Raw genomic sequence first — 21433 nt, forward strand, 5'->3', positions numbered from 1 at the left:
GGAGTGTTCAATTAAATATATGTGTATTTTAGTTTTAGACACAAGGACGCAGTCATGAAAACACAGGGACATTTAAAGCGTTTACTTATAGCTACAAAGCACGTTCAAAAAGGTGCAGTCGCAGCTTTGTCATCCTTTTTTATCTTAAACACGGTACAGGCTAATGGACCGGGTTTAGGCAATCCAAATTTTTCATCTAATGATGTCTATACACATGTATCGCCGTTAATTGATGATACGACGGGGTTTATCCCACCTGATTATCCCGGTCGGGCTCATTATGGGCTCAATATGTTAACGATGATCAATGGATATGCGGTTGGCGTATTTGCGCCAGATCATGGTCAAAATCCTGGAGGGTGGATTGCCCTTGATGTTTCTGACCCAATAAATCCCGTGAAGGTTAAACAAGTTTACGAGCCTGATGGTACAAATATTTATCGCACAGGTGACGCGCTTCGAACCCGAGATTTTACAGAAGCTCATTCTTTAGGTTTGTCTGAAGGCAACCTTATCGTCACTCACAATTCCCGTAGCATTGAAATCTGGGATTGGTCAGATGTAAATAATCCTGTGCGGCGCTCGAAGTTAACATTCCCAGATATCATATTGGGTGGATACAGCAATATACCTTGGAATGTTTTCTGGCAGGCTCCTTACCTTTATGTCGCTCGAGGGACTTCGGGTATCTCCATTGTGGATACAACGGATGTCGATAATCCAACGTTGGTAAAAACCATTCCGCGTTCGGAACTGGGTGGTTTTGTTGTTGGATCAGTATTGGCGTTAGGTAATGAACTGCATTTGGCGAGCCGAGAAGACAGAGGTGGCTTTTCAATTCTCAATATCGATGATCCACGGGATCCTGTGCTAACAAAAGTTGTTAATAACCTTCCCTACAATTTCTACATTAGCTGTTGGGATGGAAAATACGCGAATTTTGGACCTCGATCTTCCGCGAATAATTTAGTGACGTACGATACCACGACTACGCCAATGACCTTGGTTAATGAACATGAAGGTGAATACGTTAATCTGTATTGCAACGGACAAGACAATAAATTGTTTCTTGGGAACCAGGAAGATGTTGCTGTCATCGATGTTTCAGACAAACAGAATTTTGTCGATTTAGGTAAAGGCAGTTTAAATGCGAGCGGAAGTGATACGGATCATGGTCAAGTTTTCCCTTTTGGTAACATGGTGTGGGTAGGGAATGATCACGGAAGCGGAAGTGGATTTTTGGCTCACAACGAGGGAAGAGACTTAACGCCACCTCAAATAATCAGAACGTTACCAGCGCACGACGACACCAATGTATCTCCAACCACCCGCATTGGGTTGGCGCTTTCAGACAGCGTTTTGATGGACTCCGTGACAGATCTAACATTTCAAGTCATTCCGGCAGGCTCAGTGACACCTATCGATGGCACCTATAGCGTCAATCTAGGTTTTGTACATTTTTCGCCAAGCACCCCGCTCGGGGATAATCAAATCTATCAAGTCGTTGTGAATGGCATTAAAGATTTTACGGGTAATGCAATGCCCGAAGTCCGTTATAGTTTCTCCACTGGCAATGTGGCATCGCATGACGTGAATGTTTCTTTCCCTAGTACCGTTGAAGTGGGTAATTACGTAAATGCTGTTGCCAATGCCAGCCCAATTTTTGGAGGTAGTCTAGAATATTCGTGGGACTTGGGCGACGGAACAGCCCCCACTCCGTTCAGTTCAAGCAACACAATTTCTTATCAGTATGCCAAGCCTGGGCATTGGTCTCCAATTGTCACTGTGCGGGAAAGTGGTTTTACTTCGAGCGAAAGTAAAAGTTTAACGGTTCATTACCCCATATCGGCAAATCCCCCGAGTCATTCATCGACCATTGAGGGGTCTGCAAATCGTGTTTTCGTAGTGAACCCTGATAACGACACAGTATCCGCAGTTTCGGCTGTTGCACCTTTTCAAAAACTCTGGGAAAGAGCGGTAATGCAAGGACCCAAATCGCTCGCAACTGCGCCAAATGGCAATATTTGGGTCGTGAGTGAAAAGAGCGATACGATCCATATTTTATCTGCTTCTAATGGATCCGTCTTAGACATCATTCGATTGACCCGCGGTGCTCGCCCTAATGGAATAGCGTTTACACCGGATGGGAGGAGTGCTTTAGTTACTCTCTATGGCTCAGGGGAGCTCATTAAAATTGAACCGAATACTCGAAATGTTATTGGTCGAGTTGATATCGGTCACTCGGCTCGTGGCATTGCGATAACGTCTGATTCAAATAAGGCTCTGGTTACTCGATTCATCTCTTTTCAACAAAAGGCAGACGTCGCCGAAATTGATGTCAATTCGATGACTCTGGTTCAGAACATCTCGTTAAATAAAGATACCACAACGATTGATGGACCCGACCGTAGCCGCGGAATTGCCAACTATCTTAACAGCGTAACAATATCACCAGACGAGAAATACGCTTGGCTTCCATCTAACAAGGCGAATGTAGACAGAGGGACATTTAAGGAGTCCGACCCGAATAAAGGGTTAACGTTCGAAACCACAGTACGAGCAATCGTTTCCCAAATTGACATGGCAACGCTGAATGAGGTATCAGCTAGACAACTTGATATAGACAATAACGCACAACCAAAGGCTGCCGTTTTCAGCCCGTTAGGCGATTATTCTTATGTCGCAATGGAAGGGCGAAGCAATATAGAAGTATTGGATGCATACACGGGAGACGTGGTATCTCAGCTGGGTGGTCATGGTCTCGCACCGAATGGTTTGGTGAGAGTAGGCAATTATCTTTTTGTTCATAACTTCTTGTCTCGTTCGGTTTCAGTTTGGGATGTGAACGCGTTGGAGACTATCCAAGGTGATGCGCGACACATTGCGGAAGTTGATGTGGTTTCGACGGAGAAATTGTCGCCGAGGATCTTAGCAGGGAAACAATTGTTCCACGATGCAGCGAACCCACGTATGAATAAGGATGGATACCTGTCATGTGCAAGTTGTCATGCGGATGGTGGTTCGGATGGTCGAAACTGGGATTTCACTGATCGAGGGGAAGGCGTTCGTAACACTATTCCGTTGACAGGGCGGGCGGGGATGAGCCATGGCAATGTGCATTGGACCGCTAATTTCGATGAAATTCAGGATTTTGAGAACGACATTCGATTTGCATTTGAAGGGCGTGGGTTTATTCCTGATGCGCTATTTGAGGACGTTAAGAACCCTCTAGGTCTCGTCAAATCTGGTATCAGTACCGACTTAGACAACTTAGCAATTTATGTTTCAAGCTTAACGACATTTAATAAAAGCCCCTATCGAAATACCGATGGAACTCTTACTGCAAGTGCACAGACTGGGCAATCTCTCTTCGTAATCAAAAGCTGTGGTACCTGTCATTCTGGGAGCAGCTTTACAGATAATAAACGCCATGATGTGGGTACCATCGACACATCGTCTGGAACGGGAATTGGGTCACCACTCGCAGGGGTTGGGTTTGATACGCCAACACTTCTTGGGTTGGTGAATTCAGCTCCGTACTTCCATAACGGTAAAGCGGAAAGTCTAGACGACGTACTACAGAGCACTGGCGTGCACTATATTGGTAACAATACAGAGCGTGGCCACCTAGTCTCTTACTTGAAGCAGATAGAGTATGAAGGCTTAACCGTTGTTCCTTCCATTGATAACGATTTTGACTACGCCAGTGATCTGCCTATTACATCCTCAAGTAACGGGTGGGGACCGGTTGAAATTGATCAAAGTGTCGGAGGTCAGGCAAGTAATGATGGAGGCACGTTAAGTATTGGTGGCGTGTCATTTGATAAAGGGTTTGGTACTCACGCTAACTCGGAAATTGTCTTAGATATATCCGGTAAACCTTATGATCAGTTTAGTAGCTTCATCGGTATAGACGGTGGCGCAGGTTCGTCAGGTTCTGCGATATTTGAAGTCTGGGTTGATGGTGATCTTAAGTATAGAAGTACTGTCTTGAGAGGCGGTGATCCTATTGAGTTTGTCGTGGTTCCTCTTTCTGTTACAGCAGAAGAAATAAAGCTGATCGCAACGGATGCCGGTGATGGTATAGGGTTTGATCATACTAATTGGGCCGATGTGAAACTGCGTTTGAATACCCCTTCTTATGTTTTCGCAAGCGACCTAAATGAGCAAAGTGCCACAAATGGGTGGGGTCCACTAGAGAAAGACATGAGTGTCGGTTGGACAGAACTCGGAGACGGAGATGTTTTGTCTGTCGGTGGAACACGCTATGCAAAAGGGCTAGGAGCTCATGCGAACTCATCGATTGTGTATGACATTTCAGACTACGACTTTGAAGAGTTCAGCGCTGTTATTGGTATCGATGATAAGGCCGGTAATCGAGGCAGCGTCATCTACAAAGTGTACGTCGATGGTGTATTGAGCTATGAAAGCGGTGTAGTTAGAGGGAGCGATGAGAGTATCCAAATAAGTATTCCTCTAAGTAGTTCGCATAATGAAGTGCGTCTTGAAGCAACGGATGCTGGTGATGGTAACGGATATGACCACGCCAACTGGGCTGACGCTAAGTTTCGAGTTCGACAGGTAAGGCATGTTTATGCCAGTGACCTTCAAGCGACGGAATCAACAAACGGTTGGGGACCTGTAGAAAAGGACATGAATGTGGGTCAGCAAGCACTGGGTGATGGTCAACCCATGTACATCGACGGTGAGTACTTTGCCAAAGGGTTGGGGGCACACGCAAACTCCCTAATAACATACGATCTTACCAGCCAGCCTTTTAGCGCATTTTCCGCAACGGTCGGTGTTGATGATGGAACGGGTAATGCTGGATCTGTTGTGTTTAAGGTACTTGTGAATGGGAATGTTAGGTTTGACAGTGGGTTGATAAGAGGGAGTGATGAAAGCCAAGACGTGTTTGTTCCACTGGGTGATTCCGATGCCAGCATAACACTTGTCGTGGAAGATGGTGGCGATGGGAATGGCTACGATTGGGCAGACTGGGGTAATGCCAAGTTTGTTCTGAGTGACAGAACTTACAGCTACGCGAGCGACTTAGCGGAGGTTTCTTCCACAAATGGGTGGGGACCAATAGAAAAAGACATGAATGTAGGTCAGCAAGCGCAAGGTGATGGTCAGCCAATATCCGTCGGTGGAAAGCAATATCCAAAAGGGCTTGGCTTACATGCAGAATCTGAAGTGGTTTACAGTCTGACGGGGGCAAACTTTGATAGGTTCAGTGCGGTCGTAGGCGTGGATGATGGGACTGGCACGAGAGGTTCTGTTATTTTTCAAGTGTTTGTCGATGATGAGTTGCGTTACCAAAGTGCACTTCTTACTGGAACAAGCGCGCCTGAGAGCATCGGTATCCCTATTAGCCCTGAAGATAATGTCATCCGTTTAGTTTCCGGTTCGGGAGGTGATGGCATTGGTCACGATTGGGCAGATTGGGCCGATGCAAAATTCCGTCATGCGCAGTAAATACAGGAGCGACACAACCAGAATACTCGTCTGATTTACAAGCTTGGTAGGTAATTTTCGTAGTTAGACGATTTTGGGACCGCAAGGGCGCGGTCCCCTTTTTATTTTGCGAACTAAATTTTGTTAAGTGAGCTAACCGAGTTCCACATCTTTTGGTCTCAACTGGAATTCTTCCACAGAGCCAATTTCGAATCCTTCATTCAAACAAGGATCATCTTGGTGTTCATTCCCTTTGCTATGCATAATCAAGCGGTTCGCGGTGCGAGGTTTCAATATACTAACGACGAAGCGAATCATTTCGCTGCGAGTCAGTGTTTTTAGCTCTTCGAGTACTTTGTCTCTTTGATTGAATTGATGATCTTTGTTACCAATCGCTACCCATAAACGCTGTGCTCGACCTCTTAAATTGTTATCAGGTGTCGCGATTTGGCTCCAGAGCCCTTTCTTACTGCTTTGCCATTGGTATTCGTTGAGCTCAAGCAGCACCATGTAAAACGCATTTAAGAATTCATCTATTGCGGAAAGCAAATCAATCGGTGCAGCATTGGGCGATTGTACGTACAGCACTAAACCGGGATGGCGGTTTAGAGGTAAATTCCCCGTTCCCACCATATAACCAAGCTGTTGTTTCGTCCGAATTTCGTGGAAGAAAGTCGCTGACATTAAATGATTGGCTAAGGAATACAGTGCAATACTTCTCGGGTCAATTTCTGGCGATTGGTAGTAAATAACAATTGCAGAATCCGCTTGGTTACACTGAACCTCACGTTGAAATGTGCCATTACTTCCTAGCATGACAAGAGGGCGCAATGACTCTTCATAGCGTTGGTCTTTTACGCGCAGTGCATTTTTGATGGTCTCGGCAAGTTCAATCGACTGAGATTGATTCCAGTCGCCATAGACAAACAGCTCTACATGTAATTCGTTCAAAATGGTGTCGACAAATGCTGGCAACTCATCCATTTCAATGGATTCTAACGCCTCAATTAGCTCCGGATAAGGGGGGTTATTGGGTTGCAGAAGCCCGGTCATCGCATTAAACAATTGAGAAACTGGGCGATCTTTTGCGGCGTTTTTCCAATTGCGTAGCATTTGTTGTTTGATGGTATCGAAACGGCTAGAGCGGAAATCTCGGTTTGCGAAACGGGTTAAAATAACACTGAGTAATTGAGGCTGCTTCTGGCTAAAACCACTGAGTGTTAACGTTACACCACCCTGATGCGCGTACATGTTGTAGCCCATGCCTGCTATTTCAGCTTGGTACGTTTCTTTCACTAGAGCGTCGAGGAACAGCTCAACGCATAATCGCGTTTGAACAATTTTTCGTGGAGTAGAAACGGCATGAGGGCTATCAATGGCAAGATAGAGCACCCCTTTAGGAACTCTAAAATCTTTTTCTTGAAGGTGCCACAAACGAAAACCGGGAAGATCTTGTATCAACTTGGGTTTGGTTTCATTACCTTCCAAAGGCTGTGGCGTCAGGTCATAGCAAATGTATGGGTTGACTTCAGGCAGTGTTAACTCTGGGTTAAGAGCAACTTCTTTCCAGCGGCTGGCTTGCTCATCTGTAAAGCGTTGCACAGAATAGGGCGTATTATACCATTTTGCGACTTTATTGCATTCCACACCTTTGGCGATCAACGTCAATCGCATATTCTCTGCCGTGAAATATTCGGCAACCTTGCTAAGCAAAGCGGTATCAAAATAAGCCATTTTATAATCACCATACACCACGTCTTCTTCTGGGTAGTGGTGAAGATTCATGACCAGATGGCTGACTAAATCGAGCGGTCTGGCTGCTTCTTGAAACTGAAAAGCGGATTCTAATACGGCTTGCTTTTCTTTATAACGCCATTCATCAAAACCAGAATCAGTGATTAATTTTATGTACGCAAAAGTGGCTTCAACAATATCATCGACGTGATCTAAGCCTTCCTGAGTTAAGGTGCAACTTACGGAGAACTCGCGGAAATTGCTGCCGCTCATTCCTCCGCCAGCAGCCAATCCATTAACCCAGCCAAGCTCTTTGAGATAAAGCATTAAGCTCCCTTCTCCTTCATAACCCAACAGGTGAGCAAAGTAGGAAAGGGGTTTAGATGCGTAATGCTCGTCCATGCAAGGTAAAGTGAAAGCGAGCACTAACTTACGAGAGTCCTTCTCTGGTTCAACTTGGACGTAACACGAGGGTAATTCAGGGTTCGTAAGAGGAACCGTCACCTTCTTGCCAAACAAATGACGGTTTTGAATAGGGGAGAACAAGTCTTCGACCCATTGCTCTAATTCATCCAACTCTTGTGGACCGACTATGGCAAGCGTCATCAAATCGGCAGAGTAGTGGGTGCCATAAAACTCGATGATTTCTTCGCGAATAGAACTTCCTTCTCTATCAGACAAGGTTTCAACATTACCAACCGAAAACTTGGAAAAAGGATGTTCCGGGTTGACCACTTCTTTGTGTACTTGAAATAGCCGACGCATATCGTCTTTTAGCTTTAAGCGGTATTCGGACTCTACCGCCTGACGCTCTTTTTCTAGTGCATCAGGGTTAAATAGAGGAGCAATGAAGAACTGGCTGAATCGTTTTAAACTGCGCTCAAATGCATTCGGTGACACATCGAAAAAGTAACAAGTGTGTTCAGTTCCCGTCCATGCGTTATTATTTCCGCCATGTTGGCTAATAAAAGCTTGAAATTCGCCTGTCTTCGGGTATTTTTCTGTGCCCAAAAACAGCATATGCTCAAGATAATGAGCCAGACCTTCTCTGTCGGAAGGATCGTCGAAATGCCCGACATTGACAGCTAGAGCGGCTGCCGATTTTTGAGCATGTTCATCGCGGACAATGAGAACTCTTAAGCCGTTGTTTAATTTAATATAACGATATTGGTTACTGTCGTTGGGGCTCAGGTACACAAGTGTGTCTCCGTTATAGCTATTGAGTTAATTATGACTGCCTAAATGCGTGCTGCAAACCAAAAGCTGTCATTTTTTAATAGATTGTTAACGAAGTCAGAGTCTTTGGGCATTGACTTGATATAATTAAAGAGCAGTTCGGTTCAATTCATTGATGCGTGCTGCCCCGTAGATCGAAACAAAAACAAAGAAGCCGATAAAAGTGGTTCGGCATACAAACGGGTACAACCGAATGAAAATATTTATTATGCGTCACGGAGAGGCAGAAACGTTTGCCAACAGTGATGCTGAAAGAGCCCTGACTTCTCGTGGAGTCAATCAATCTGTTTTGGTCGCCAAGGCTTGTGCCGAGCAGGGTGAAGCAGAATTTAGTAAAGTCTTGGTTAGCCCTTATTTGCGTGCTCAGCAAACATGGAACGCCATCAAACAATACCTAACCACATCCGATCAAGAAACGAGTGACGACATTACGCCTTATGGCAAGTCAGATGACGTATTCGAGTACATTTGCGCTGCCGCACAAGTGCAGAATCTTGAATCCGTTTTGTTAGTGTCACATTTACCGCTTGTAGGTTACCTAACGGCTGAGTTCGTGTCTGACATGACACCACCTATGTTTCCAACGTCGGGTTTGGTGTGCATCGATTTTGATTTAGAAAAGAGAAAGGGTGAAATGCTTTGGCATATTCACCCTTAAAAACTTTTTGAAGCGACTTAACTTGAGCTCGGGATAAGCGATTATTTATCCGGAATACTGAGTAAGACTAACAGTGCGCCATCGCCGCCAAATTCTAACGGAGCTTGGTGGTATGCCATTACATCTGGGTGTTGTGCCAGCCAGACAGGCACTTTTTGCTTTAATATATGCTTACCAATTCCGTGCATGACACAAGCACAATGCACGCTTTCCTTTATACAATGAGAAATCATTGCACCCAGCTCTCGTTTGGCTTCTTGTTGAGTCATACCATGCATATCCAAATACACATCCGGCACATAGACGCCGCGTCGTAACCTTTTCACCTCAAATTTCGATACATCAGAACGCGCATAACGAGTCGGTCCATCTTCATCTAGGTGAGGAATAAACTCATCCGAGAAGAAAAATTCATTGTCGGATGCTTCTCGCTTTATTCTTACTGCTTCTTTCTGCTTTGAGTTTCTGTTTGGCTGCTGGACTATGGTATCCTGTTGCAACTTTTTTACGCCCTTTACTGCGTCTCGAAACAGGTCAAAGCCGTCATCCTTATCGTTGTCGTTCTGGCTCATGAGATTCTTAAAAATTTGAAATATGCAGTATTGTAGCGCTTTTCGGAGGCAAATTTGGATAAGATTTTTGTAGATGAAGCGGTTTCTGAACTTCATTCGCTTCAAGATATGATTCGTTGGACAGTCAGTCGCTTTAACGCCGCCGGTCTTTTTTATGGTCACGGCACTGATAACGCTTGGGATGAAGCGGTTCAACTAATATTACCGACACTCTACTTGCCAATCGATGTGCCTTCTCATGTACTGAATTCCCGTTTAACCAGCAGCGAACGATTACGTATTGTTGAGCGAGTGGTAAAACGCATTAACGAGCGAACACCAACAGCGTATTTAACCAATAAAGCATGGTTCTGCGGGCTGGAATTCTTTGTAGATGAGCGTGTGTTGGTGCCTCGTTCTCCTATTGGTGAGCTTATTGAAGCTCAGTTCCAACCATGGTTAGTGGAAGAGCCAACACGAATTATGGATTTGTGCACCGGTAGTGGTTGCATTGCGATTGCTTGTGCTCATGCATTTCCAGATGCAGAAGTGGATGCGATTGATATCTCTTCTGATGCGTTAGAAGTCGCAGAGCAAAATGTTCAAGACCATGGAATGGAACAGCAGGTTTTTCCAATCCGCTCTGACTTATTCCGTGACCTGCCAAAAGACAAATACAACCTCATTGTTTCGAATCCTCCTTATGTGGATGAAGAAGACATGAATAGCTTGCCTGAAGAGTTTACTCACGAACCGGAGCTTGGCTTGGCAGCAGGAACGGATGGGTTGAAGTTGGTTCGTCGTATTCTAGCGAATGCACCAGATTACCTAACCGACGACGGCATTCTGATTTGTGAAGTTGGTAATTCCATGATTCACATGATAAACCAGTATCCAGACATGCCATTCACATGGATTGATTTTGAAAATGGTGGTCATGGCGTATTTATGATCACCCGAGCACAAATGCTAGAGCATGCACAAGAGTTCGCTATCTATAAAGATTAGTCGCAACGGTTAACATATTGACTTAATGTGAAAAACGCCAGTTTGATACTGGCGTTTTTTTTATTTTTTCTAACAAGGGGTTTACAACGCCTGCCTATAAAGCGACTATGAAATCACGAAAAATGACAGGTTTGAACGAAAGACAGGGATGAAGCCTTTAAAAAGAGGTGAAATGTCTTTCAAAACAGAGGAAGTAAATGGCAGGAAACAGCATTGGACAACATTTTCGTGTAACGACATTCGGTGAAAGCCATGGTTTGGCACTGGGTTGTGTCATTGACGGATGCCCTCCGGGTCTAGAGCTAAGTGAAGCCGACCTGCAGGTGGATTTAGATCGTCGCCGTCCTGGCACGTCTCGCTATACCACGCAAAGACGTGAACCGGATGAAGTGAAAATTTTGTCGGGCGTATTTGAAGGTCAAACAACGGGCACATCCATTGGCTTGTTGATTGAAAATACTGACCAGCGCTCAAAAGATTACTCCGAAATCAAAGACAAGTTTCGCCCAGGTCATGCCGATTATACTTACCACCAAAAGTACGGTGTTCGTGATTACAGAGGTGGAGGTCGCTCTTCCGCTCGTGAAACCGCGATGCGCGTTGCGGCGGGTGCTGTAGCGAAAAAGTACCTTAAGAAAGAGTTTGGCGTTGAAGTCCGTGCCTACCTTTCACAAATGGGTGATGTGAAGATCGATAAAGTCGATTGGAACGAAATTGAAAACAACCCATTCTTCTGCCCTGACGTCGATAAGATTGAAGAGTTTGATCAATTGATCCGTGACCTCAAGAAAGAGGGCGATTCAATTGGCGCTAAAATTCAAGTAGTTGCAACTCAAGTTCCTGTTGGGCTAGGTGAGCCAATTTTCGACCGCTTAGATGCCGATATCGCCCATGCATTGATGAGTATTAACGCCGTGAAGGGTGTTGAAATTGGTGATGGGTTCGATGTAGTAAACCAGAAAGGCAGCGAACACCGCGATCCACTTACACCAGAAGGGTTCGCCAGTAATCATGCTGGTGGTATTTTAGGTGGGATTTCTACAGGGCAAGATGTGGTTGCGAATATTGCACTTAAGCCGACATCAAGCATTACCGTACCGGGCGAAACCATTACTCGTAAAGGTGAGCCTACCCAACTGATTACTAAGGGGCGTCATGACCCCTGTGTCGGTATCCGTGCCGTACCTATTGCCGAAGCTATGCTAGCCATCGTTTTGTTGGATCACTTGCTTCGTCATCGTGGACAAAACCACGGAGTGACAACGGAAACGCCTCAGATTTAGTCGCTAATGGTGATCTGACCTGATATAGATTGATACTTTATTAGATAAAGCGCTCTGATGAGCGCTTTTTTATTTCCTGAATATTACTGAAAATACACTGGCAGTATATTCGCCAGTTCTTCCCAGATGACTTTGGCAGCTTTAGAGCGAGTGGCTCTGCCCAAACACAACAGTTGAACGGGTTGAGTGCAGGTAACATTGAATGGCTCCAGAATTTGGATCAGTTCTCCCGTACTCATTTCATTTCGAATTAGATTGGGGTCAACCATCGTGATGCCTAATCCTGATTTCACCATATCAATCAGCGCTCGGGCATCATCACAAATCAGAGTTTCGTGAATCTGAATAGGGTGTGTACTTCCCTCCGAATTCTCAAAGTGCCAGTAGCTGTGATTGCTACTTTTACTCTTAAACACCACGCACTGGTGCCTATCTAGATCTTCAGGGGTTGAAGGTGTTCCATGAGCACGTAAATAGTCTGGGCTGGCTACGCAAACCAAACTCTTATCACCTATTTTTCTTGCCAGCATAGGAGAGTCTGGCAGGTTGCCAACACGAATAGCAATGTCTACTCGTTCCTCAACCAAATCGACATAGCTGTCGTTAAAGCTCAGCTCAAGCGTTATTTTGGGGTACTTCTCTCTGAGCAATTTTATGTGCGGAAGCAGGTATTGATGACCAATCAAGGTTGAGCAGCTTACTTTTACTTTCCCGACGGGTACTTCTTGAAAATCAGACACAAATTCTTCTATGTCATTGAGAATATTTGGTAACCCTTCAGACAACTTCAGTAGCTTGTTTCCACTTTCGGTCAGCACGAGTTTGCGGGTGGTTCTTTGAATTAACCGTTGTTCAACTAACGACTCTAGCTGCGAGATCTTTTTACTGACAGATGATCTCGGCAGGTTAAGATCATTGGCGGCACCTTGAAAGCTGCCCTTTATGGCGACCAAGCGAAAAATGGGAAGATAGGGAAGCAGTTTGTGTGTATTCATTTATTGGTATCCAAATGGAAACAAAATGATGAGTAATTGGTATCTAATCATACTTATTACCATGAGGTAGTCTGAGTTTGTGTTCAACCGCAAGGAAAGAAAATCATGAGCTCAAACACAATTTTGATTACAGGTGCAACGGCTGGCATTGGTTTAGCAACGGCAAAATCGTTAAGTGAAAAGGGTCATCGCTTGGTCGTGACAGGGAGAAACTCAGAAAAACTGGAAGCGACAGTGAAATGCTTACAAGGAGAAATAATTCCAGTTCTATGTGATAGCGAGAATATGTCGGATATTCAAACTCTAGGGGAGAAGCTAAAGACGGATAATATGCGCTTAGATGGCGTAGTGCTAAATGCAGGCGTGTATTTCCCAAATGAATTAGAGACTACGACGCTAGAAGCCTTTGATCTAACGATGGATGTTAACTTCAAGGCGCCATACTTTACTCTTCAGGCATTGTTGCCTGTTCTAAATAACCCCACAAGCGTTGTTATGGTGTCGAGCCTTGTTGTGAAAAAGGCTTTCCCTAGTTCGTCTTTGTATTCGGCGAGCAAAGCCGCATTAGAAGGTGTTGTTGGGTGCTTGAATGTGGATCTCGCGGAGAAGGGGGTTCGTATTAACAGTGTTAGACCGGGTGTAACCGCAACAGAGATTCAAGGAAAAGCGGGTATGAATGATGAAGCGTTTGAAGGGCTGAAGTCGTTCATGAATACAACACCGCTTGGGCGTATTCTGGAAACCAGTGATATTGTGCCTGCCATTGAGTACTTGCTCTCTCCTGCATCAATGGGTATGCGAGGTGGCAGTTTGGATGTGGATGCGGGGCATGCACTATAACGTGATTTCTCTGGCGTGCCATACGCCAGAGATAATTGATTGATATACGGTGCTTTAGTGCAGGGGCTCTTCGGTTTCCAATTGGAAGGAGGGCAGTTTCCATTTGAACCTTACGGCAGCCATTCTTAACAAATAACCCGTGATTAATGTTGCAATGGTGCTTGTGACTTCGTTGATACCAAAATACATCAGCGTTAAATAGAGCACTGAGGCAAGCAGGGCGACAGATGCGTAAAGTTCCTCATGCAAAACGAGAGGAGACTGGCGGCAGATTAAATCTCGAAGTAAGCCACCAAATACCCCTGTCACTACCGCAGAAACGATACAAATAATGGGGTGCAATCCCATATTCAGCGCAACTTTTGTCCCGATGATACTGAAAACGATCAAGCCAAGAGCATCCAACCTTATGAAGAGCCCTTTTAGTTTGATTACCCACTTTGCAATGCCCGTTGTAACAACACCAGCAACACATGTAGTCACCAGGAACTGAGGGTTTTCAACCCAAGTAAGGGGGTAATGCCCTAGCAAAATATCGCGCACAGTCCCACCGCCAATAGCGGTTGCACTCGCAACAAACATAACACCGAACCAATCCATGTTCTTTCGACCAGCGCTGAGTGCACCAGTCATCGCTTCCGCTGTGATACCTAAAACATAGAGCGTGCTTAAAAGCATGGTTCCAGATCCAGCAAGTAGAGGAAAAAAGAGCGGCAATTCTAGTGCGAAATGGCAGAGCTGGCGAGTAAAAATTAGTATGGCATGTGGTTATTTGGATTAGAAAACCTAATGTTGGAGGCATGATATGAGGGCAGGACGTAAATTGGGTTTACAAATGAGAAAATCCAAGGAAAATATGCGCTAGAAAGTGACAACATCAAAACCTTATGTCTCATCAATACACAGATCTTATCGATATATTTAATCGCACCTTCTATGAAGACTTTAATACCAAGTTGGAATTAGGAGGAGATGAACCTATTTACCTGCCTGCGGACCAAGAAAAAGATTACCACCGAATAGTATTTGCCCGCGGTTTTTACGCCTCAGCAATGCATGAAATTGCTCATTGGATGGTGGCAGGGCCGGAACGCCGGCTTAAAGAAGATTTTGGCTATTGGTATGAACCAGATGGTCGAACTGAAGCCGTGCAAGCAGAGTTTGAACGAGTAGAGCTTCGACCTCAAGCGTACGAGTGGATTTTGTCACAAAGCGCAGGCTTTCCTTTTACAGTCAGTTGTGACAATCTACACGGCGATTTTGAGCCAGATAGGCTGAGCTTTATGAGCACAGTGCATAAAGAGGTTTTAGAGATCCTCGAAAGTGGACTATCACCCCGAATGAGAAGCCTATCTGACGCACTACGCCACTTCTATAAAACCGATTCTCTTCACCCTGACCAGTTTCAAGTGAAGTAACAGTGAAATAAGAGACCAGAATGATCCTAGAGTACGAAGAAAAAATGCTGGAATTGATTGATTCCAAAGTAGAAACCGCATCAGACGATGAGCTATTTGCTGGCGGCTACTTAAGAGGTCATATTTCATTGTCAGCGGCAGCATGTGAAGCAGCAGGGGAAACGGAAATTACGGATCTTAAAGTCCGAATTGAAGAAAGTTTAGAGGGAGCAAAATCTGAACTGACTCCTGCAGATCGCATTATTGTCAGTGAGCTTTGGCAGCAGCTGCATAAGTTGCTGCTGAATTAGACCCCGCGTTATTCAGAATATTTTTCAAAAACGCATTGAGTTTTACAGGTCGTAAATCCTACATTTTCGTAAAACTGGTGCGTTTCCTTTCTCGTTTCACTGCACCTTACTCGCCATTTTCCAGAATGGCTAGACATCGCATGATTAACGAGTAACTTTCCAATGCCTAATCGCCTCGCTGACGGACATACTACCATTCCTCCGATTTCATAAAAGCTCTCGGACGCCAGCCTCAAAGCTTGAAAACAATGAAGCCAACCAACCATGCCCTTCTTTTGCTTTGAGCTTGCTGATTCTGCTACGTATACCCAGTGGTCACTGCTTTCAATGAGCTTATTTAGTCGCAAACGCATTTCGCTTTTGTCGGACTCTTTGTATTGTAGATGTTCAGAAAGCGGCATTATGGCCTCTACATCATCGATTCTGGCTTCTCGTATGGTGAGCAATGGTTTCTCCTTACTTGAGTGAAAGCGTTTGCCGTTTCCACAACTATTAATCGAATCAATCGAATCCGCGCAGAGGAAGCAGAATAGTTTGCAACCAATTTTCTTTAGCGTAGCGAGCACTCCCATCAGTAACATGCAAAGTAAAGGCTTGCCTAGATTTTGCAGAGCGGTTAGGCGCACTGTAATGGGGAAGCAGCCCTTGAAAAATAACTAAGCTACCGGCTTTAACTTCTAGAGGAATACCGCTTTTTTCAGTTGGCCATGGCGTATCGTCAAGCTTAACCATTTCGATGTTATCCCCATCTCGATTAAACCGCTCTCGAAGAGGTCCTGTATGCCCTTTTGGCTCTACCCACAAACAGCCGTTTTCCAAGGTGGCATCCTCTATGGCAAACCAATAGGTAACAACGCTTTGCGGTGTGGTGAAGAAAAACGTGGCGTCTTGGTGCCAATTCACGACACCACCAATTTTGGGTTGCTTGAAAATGTACATAGATTGACGAATTTCAGGTTCATCTACACCGATATCATTGGCTATGTCTCCAAGAACTGGTAGATGGCTGAACTCACGAAATACAGGGTCGAGTTCATGCAAGGCATGACCAATTTTATTGATGCACAAAGCTTTTTGTTCAATTAATTGGCCATTTTTATCGAACGCTTCTTCTTCAAAGAAGCAACGAACTTTTTCCGCTGAATCGAGAAAATAGCTGTCGCCAGTTCGATCATTGTCATTGGTAGTGAATATAGAAGCGGTGAAATCTGGTTTCCACTCGTCCACAATCTTCGCCGCTCGTTGCTTCAAATCGTTCAACGTTTCCACGGGAATCATTTGATCAAGAACCAAATAGCCCTGCTCGTGATACTGCAAAATTTGTTGCTGACTTAGCATGGGTAAACTCTAAAATTTCGCCTATTTGACGTCTAATATAGGGGCTAGGTGGTTAATTGTAAAAGAAATGTTAACTTATGTGTGATATTGATGGACAATAAAATAAGGCGCTTTAAGCGCCTTATTTTCTATAGTGATAGGATTACAATCCCGTTATACTTTTGCCTTTACGCAGCCTTCTAACCCACATTCGAGAAGGATGCAGTTCATTCAATGTATCGACAGAGAACGGCATCGGATCTTGGCATACCTGAGAAGCCAATAGCTCACCCAATAGCGGGGCGGAACTTAACCCTCTGGAGCCTAAACCAACCATACAATAGAGATCGGAATACACGGGAAGGTCAATGACATCTGCTTCGGTTTGATCGCGCAGGTTTGCATATTCGGTCACGATGCTATCGTAGCGACCAACGGGACCGACAAAGGGTAGGTGGTCCCGTGAAACGCAGCGAATGCCTTGGCGTGAATCACCCTTGGAGACGTCGACATCTTGAGTCCAAGCTTGATTAGGTACGCAGTTGCGCAGCTTTTCCGCATTCTCATTCTGTGCGATTTGATCAAATTCCTTGTCTATGTTGTCTCGGTCATAACTCGCACCAATGCAGTGCTGCATATTGTTTGGGTTATGCGGTGTCATATATCCGTCATAGCAAAGAACCGTTTTGAGCTTCTGAAGGTTTTCCGTTGTCGGTATGTGGCTAACTTGCCCTTTTACGGGTGAGGCTGGGATTGTTTTTGATTGCTCGAACTGACCAAATAGGTGCCCATTTGCAATAACGGTAACTTGATGAGTGAATGTTCCTTGCTCTGATAGCAGGCTCCAACCCCCCTCGACTTTCTCGACACTTTGGATTTCTGTGTCATACAAACAGGTTAAGTGACCGCTTTCTTCCAGTTCTCTAAGGATTTCATTTGTCAGCTGTTGAGGGCATAACCAGCCGCCTAACGGGTAGTGAACACTTCCCGTATCAAAAGTCAGCCCCGTTTTTTCGCATGTCTGGTTTTGATCTAATTTTTGAACCAACTGTTCAGCAAAATTACCCTGTAGCATTTTGCTGAGTTTAGCTTCTGCTTTTTCGTTCCATGCCAGTTGGGTAACGCCGCACCATTCATGATCAAGCTGAAGCGTTGCACTCATTTGCTCCACAAACTGCCTGGCGTACAAAAAGGCAGGAGCAAAAACACGGGAAACGCCTGAGTGAGTACCATTGAGTAACGGGTAGACCGCACCTTGGCGGTTTCCAGACGCTTGCTGTGCTGGTGACGAATCTTTGCAATACAGCGTGGTTTTGATGCCACGGCGCGCTAAGCTTTTCGCCAAAGTAGCGCTGGCAATACCACCGCCAATAATGGCGACGTCTTGCACATTGCAGGTCCCCGAACGATGAAACCATGGCTTAATGTTGGTTGTTGGCACCTTTTGCTCAATGGTGCCCACAATCATGTCGCGCTTAGTTCCAAAGCCTTTGACCTTCTTCATAGAGAATCCGGCTTCAATCAGCCCACGACGCACAAACCCTGCAGCCGTGAAGGTGGCACAGGTACAATCTTGTCTGGCTAGCTTGGCCATGCCGTTAAACAGGTCTTGATTCCACATCTCAGGGTTTTTACTGGGTGCAAACCCATCAAGAAACCATGCATCGACTAAGCCTGTTTTAGGCGTGGGTACACTAGGCATGCAGTCTTTAATATCGCCGAACCATAAATCCAGTGTCACAGCACCATCTGCGAGCACTATTCTGTGGCAGTCTGGCACGGCTATTGGGTAGTGCCTTTGAAGCTGCTCGGCGTATTCAGCAAGTTCTGGCCAAGATTGATGCGCTTTTTTAAGGTCGTCTTGCGTTACTGGAAACTTTTCGAAGCTGATAAAATGCAGCTCTTTAAGTGGCGCATTCGGATTGGTTTTTCTGAAAGCATCAAACCATTGCCACAGAGCCAAAAAGTTTAAGCCAGTGCCAAAGCCCGTTTCAGCGACAACAAATCGTCTATCGGAGTATTCGTTCCAACGTTCAGGCAATCGATTTTGTGACAAGAAGACATAACGAGTTTCTTCCAGCCCGTTTACATTGGAAAAATAAACATCATCGAATTGATCAGACACAGGGGTTCCGGCTTCATTCCAGCCTAGAACTGCGTTCTTAATGGTCGTCATAGTGGTATGATCTTGGGTAAATGTGCGAGACTATCGCGGATTGTACGTATTTCTGGGAAAGCTGACCACTTTTGTGTGGCAACTTGGTTATTATTCTACGGATTTTTGAATTATAGGAATGTCTCATGAAACGAGCCGTAATCACCGGTATGGGTATTGTTTCCAGTATCGGTAACAACGTCGAAGAAGTATTAGCGTCATTGAAAGCGGGTAAATCAGGCATCAACGCATCTGAGCAGTTCAAAGAAAAAGGGCTGCGTTCACAGGTGTGGGGTGATCTGAAAATTAACCCTGCTGAGCACATCGACCGCAAAAAAATGCGTTTTATGGGTGATGCTGCTGCTTACGCATACCTTTCGATGGAGCAGGCTATTGCTGATGCAGGTTTAACTGAAGAGCAGGTTTCTAACGATCGTACTGGTATCGTTGCAGGTTCAGGTGGTGCTTCCTCTCTGAACCAAGCTGTGGCAGTGGATACGCTACGTGAAAAAGGCGTGAAGCGTATTGGCCCTTACATGGTACCTCGTACTATGTCTTCAACTGTGTCTGCTTGTTTGGCTACGCCATTCAAGATTCGCGGTGTGAACTACTCTATGAGCTCAGCTTGTGCAACGTCTGCACACTGTATTGGGCACGCTGTTGAGTTGATTCAACTTGGCAAACAAGACGTCGTATTCGCAGGCGGTGGTGAAGAGCTAGATTGGACTCTCACCATGATGTTTGATGCGATGGGCGCACTTTCAACGAAATACAATGACACACCTGAAAAAGCATCACGTACTTACGATGCGGACCGTGATGGTTTCATCATCTCAGGCGGTGGCGGTATGTTGGTTATTGAAGAGCTAGAGCATGCACTTGCTCGCGGCGCAACTATCTACGGTGAAGTTGTTGGTTACGGTGCAACGTCAGACGGCTTCGACATGGTAGCACCATCTGGTGAAGGCGCAATCCGCTGTATGAAGATGGCAATGCAAGATGTTGATGGCGTTGATTACATCAACACACACGGTACTTCAACACCAGTAGGCGACGTGAAAGAGCTAGGTGCTATCCAAGAAGTCTTTGGTGGCAACAGCCCAGCAATTTCAGCAACTAAGGCGATGACAGGTCACGCTCTGGGCGCAGCTGGTGTACACGAAGCTATCTACTCTACGCTAATGCTTCACCACAACTTTGTTGCACCTAGCGTTAACGTTGACAACTTAGATGAAGCTGCAGAAGGTCTAGACATTGTGACTGAAACGCGTGAGCAAGAGCTGACGACAGTGATGTCAAACAGCTTTGGTTTCGGCGGAACCAACGCGACTTTGGTAATGAAAAAATACCAAGGCTAAACAGCGGCAATATTATTGAAAGTTTCCAGAGCTGATCAGCCTAGCTGATCACACAGACGCGGAAAGTTCCCCAAGGAGAGCGGGGTTCAGTCCTTTTGTTCTGGATTTTACCGGTCTCATCTGAGACCGGTTTTTTTATTCTGGTTCTCTTACCAACATGTAACCTTTCCCCCTCGATGTAACGATGTACTGAGGCATTTTTGGGTTGTCGTCTATCTTTCTTCTCAATCGCCCTATGAGCATATCTACAGACCGGCTAGACATTGGATGGCGCTTCTTTCCTAATGCTAAAGACAGTTCTTCCCTAGAAGAGTATTTGCCCTTGTTTCCGATTAAATGAAGAAGCAGCATATGTTCTCCGTCGGTTAGGCTTTTATTGATGTCTTGAGTTTTAAGCTCACGCGTTTCTAAGTGAAGGGAGTATTTTCCGAAGCTGACATGGCTTTCTGAATGAAGGTGAGGCATATGGTTTCTTTGAGATACGTTAATAATTCGTAGAGTCAGCTCTTCTGCGGTGTATGGAGGAACTAGAAAGTCATCGGCACCTGAATTAATAATTGAAAAAGCGCTTTTTTTATCTCTACAAATAATAATTGAACTTAAGTCAGAGTTTTTTATGAAGCTTCTTGTTCTGTGAAGTTCTGAGTCTGATGCTATATTTTTATCTATAACAATAGCACTAAAGTTTATATTACTATCCAGGAATGTACCTGAAACATTATTTGAATCCTCAAAGCTGCCTGAATAAAAGAATATGTTGACCTTTATGTCTTTAAAAATACGTGAAATGGGTTCCTTATAAACGCCTCTATCAGTGATATAAGCCACATTATATTGTACCGTATTTATACTTTTATTCATGTATTCCTCCCCAAAGTGGTTTTAGCAATTATTACTAATATTTTTAGGTCTTTTATCCATCCTACGGTAATTTTTTCTATATTCTAAAGTAACCGAATGTAACATGTAATGATTATGCTAAAAAACTGAGCGATATCTAATTGCTTCCCAATTTGTTGTATTTTTCTCATGAAAGTAAATAGTTTTAAGTAACATATTGTAAATGGTGTTAGTAACACATTGTAAATAGAAAATAACTTTCATTATTTATGTGTATATATTTCTCGTTGCTG

16 protein-coding genes are annotated in these 21433 nt (G+C 44.7%); 8 read left to right on the forward strand and 8 right to left on the reverse strand.

Translation table 11 applies throughout. The annotated features are described in order from the left end of the window. Positions 1 to 54 precede the first annotated feature (54 nt). Positions 55 to 5478 (forward strand): NPCBM/NEW2 domain-containing protein, encoded by a 5424-nt coding sequence (locus VPNCDNU1_RS21825; RefSeq protein ID WP_104402301.1) that lies wholly within the window; start codon positions 55 to 57, stop codon positions 5476 to 5478. 132 nt (positions 5479 to 5610) lie between these two features. On the opposite strand, the gene VPNCDNU1_RS21830 is transcribed toward VPNCDNU1_RS21825, so the two are convergent. Continuing rightward, positions 5611 to 8388, reverse strand: a complete 2778-nt coding sequence (locus VPNCDNU1_RS21830; RefSeq protein WP_104402302.1) for an insulinase family protein — start codon at positions 8386 to 8388, stop codon at positions 5611 to 5613. 232 nt (positions 8389 to 8620) lie between these two features. Between VPNCDNU1_RS21830 and sixA the strand changes: the two genes are divergently transcribed. Beyond that, positions 8621 to 9085 (forward strand): phosphohistidine phosphatase SixA, encoded by a 465-nt coding sequence (gene sixA, locus VPNCDNU1_RS21835; protein WP_101112701.1) that lies wholly within the window; start codon positions 8621 to 8623, stop codon positions 9083 to 9085. A gap of 41 nt (positions 9086 to 9126) precedes the next feature. Here the strand turns inward: sixA and smrB are convergent, their stop codons facing one another. After that, complete coding sequence (gene smrB, locus VPNCDNU1_RS21840) at positions 9127 to 9657, reverse strand: endonuclease SmrB (RefSeq protein ID WP_104402303.1); 531 nt, start codon at positions 9655 to 9657, stop codon at positions 9127 to 9129. A gap of 54 nt (positions 9658 to 9711) precedes the next feature. On the opposite strand from smrB, the gene prmB reads away from it, so the two are divergent. Continuing rightward, complete coding sequence (gene prmB / locus VPNCDNU1_RS21845; protein WP_104402304.1) at positions 9712 to 10644, forward strand: 50S ribosomal protein L3 N(5)-glutamine methyltransferase; 933 nt, start codon at positions 9712 to 9714, stop codon at positions 10642 to 10644. Positions 10645 to 10841: 197 nt separating this feature from the next. Beyond that, positions 10842 to 11927, forward strand: coding sequence for a chorismate synthase (gene aroC, locus VPNCDNU1_RS21850; protein WP_104402305.1), 1086 nt, complete (start codon positions 10842 to 10844; stop codon positions 11925 to 11927). Positions 11928 to 12010: 83 nt separating this feature from the next. Here aroC and VPNCDNU1_RS21855 read toward each other — a convergent pair whose 3' ends face one another. Further along, positions 12011 to 12922: a LysR family transcriptional regulator gene (locus VPNCDNU1_RS21855; protein WP_104402306.1), complete on the reverse strand. Its 912-nt coding sequence runs from the start codon at positions 12920 to 12922 to the stop codon at positions 12011 to 12013. A 105-nt stretch (positions 12923 to 13027) separates the two neighbouring features. Between VPNCDNU1_RS21855 and VPNCDNU1_RS21860 the strand changes: the two genes are divergently transcribed. Further along, a complete protein-coding gene (locus tag VPNCDNU1_RS21860; RefSeq protein ID WP_104402307.1) occupies positions 13028 to 13762 on the forward strand; it encodes an SDR family NAD(P)-dependent oxidoreductase in 735 nt (244 codons plus the stop codon). 54 nt (positions 13763 to 13816) lie between these two features. On the opposite strand, the gene VPNCDNU1_RS21865 is transcribed toward VPNCDNU1_RS21860, so the two are convergent. Further along, the gene (locus tag VPNCDNU1_RS21865; protein WP_104402308.1) at positions 13817 to 14440 is read right to left on the reverse strand and encodes a trimeric intracellular cation channel family protein; all 624 of its coding nucleotides are present in this window, start codon (positions 14438 to 14440) and stop codon (positions 13817 to 13819) included. A gap of 209 nt (positions 14441 to 14649) precedes the next feature. Here VPNCDNU1_RS21865 and VPNCDNU1_RS21870 point away from each other — a divergent pair, with 209 nt between their 5' ends. Then, positions 14650 to 15180, forward strand: coding sequence for an elongation factor P hydroxylase (locus tag VPNCDNU1_RS21870; RefSeq protein WP_104402309.1), 531 nt, complete (start codon positions 14650 to 14652; stop codon positions 15178 to 15180). Between the two features lie 20 nt (positions 15181 to 15200). Further along, entirely contained in the window at positions 15201 to 15470 is a 270-nt protein-coding gene (locus VPNCDNU1_RS21875; protein ID WP_104402310.1) for a YfcL family protein, read from the forward strand. Positions 15471 to 15478: 8 nt separating this feature from the next. On the opposite strand, the gene VPNCDNU1_RS21880 is transcribed toward VPNCDNU1_RS21875, so the two are convergent. The 3 genes from VPNCDNU1_RS21880 to mnmC form a co-directional block, all read right to left on the reverse strand. Further along, the gene (locus VPNCDNU1_RS21880; protein ID WP_237324187.1) at positions 15479 to 15916 is read right to left on the reverse strand and encodes a GNAT family N-acetyltransferase; all 438 of its coding nucleotides are present in this window, start codon (positions 15914 to 15916) and stop codon (positions 15479 to 15481) included. Positions 15917 to 15971: 55 nt separating this feature from the next. Further along, positions 15972 to 16808: a phytanoyl-CoA dioxygenase family protein gene (locus VPNCDNU1_RS21885; RefSeq protein ID WP_104402311.1), complete on the reverse strand. Its 837-nt coding sequence runs from the start codon at positions 16806 to 16808 to the stop codon at positions 15972 to 15974. Positions 16809 to 16950: 142 nt separating this feature from the next. Further along, the gene (gene mnmC / locus VPNCDNU1_RS21890) at positions 16951 to 18963 is read right to left on the reverse strand and encodes a bifunctional tRNA (5-methylaminomethyl-2-thiouridine)(34)-methyltransferase MnmD/FAD-dependent 5-carboxymethylaminomethyl-2-thiouridine(34) oxidoreductase MnmC (protein ID WP_104402312.1); all 2013 of its coding nucleotides are present in this window, start codon (positions 18961 to 18963) and stop codon (positions 16951 to 16953) included. A gap of 125 nt (positions 18964 to 19088) precedes the next feature. Here mnmC and fabB point away from each other — a divergent pair, with 125 nt between their 5' ends. Beyond that, positions 19089 to 20300 carry a beta-ketoacyl-ACP synthase I gene (gene fabB / locus VPNCDNU1_RS21895; RefSeq protein ID WP_104402313.1) on the forward strand — a complete coding sequence of 404 codons (1212 nt, stop codon included), beginning with the start codon at positions 19089 to 19091 and terminating at the stop codon, positions 20298 to 20300. A gap of 135 nt (positions 20301 to 20435) precedes the next feature. On the opposite strand, the gene VPNCDNU1_RS21900 is transcribed toward fabB, so the two are convergent. Further along, positions 20436 to 21161 (reverse strand): winged helix-turn-helix domain-containing protein, encoded by a 726-nt coding sequence (locus VPNCDNU1_RS21900; protein ID WP_104402314.1) that lies wholly within the window; start codon positions 21159 to 21161, stop codon positions 20436 to 20438. Positions 21162 to 21433 lie beyond the last annotated feature (272 nt).

Source organism: Vibrio penaeicida, assembly GCF_002933855.1.
GTDB classification, from domain to species: domain Bacteria; phylum Pseudomonadota; class Gammaproteobacteria; order Enterobacterales; family Vibrionaceae; genus Vibrio; species Vibrio penaeicida_A.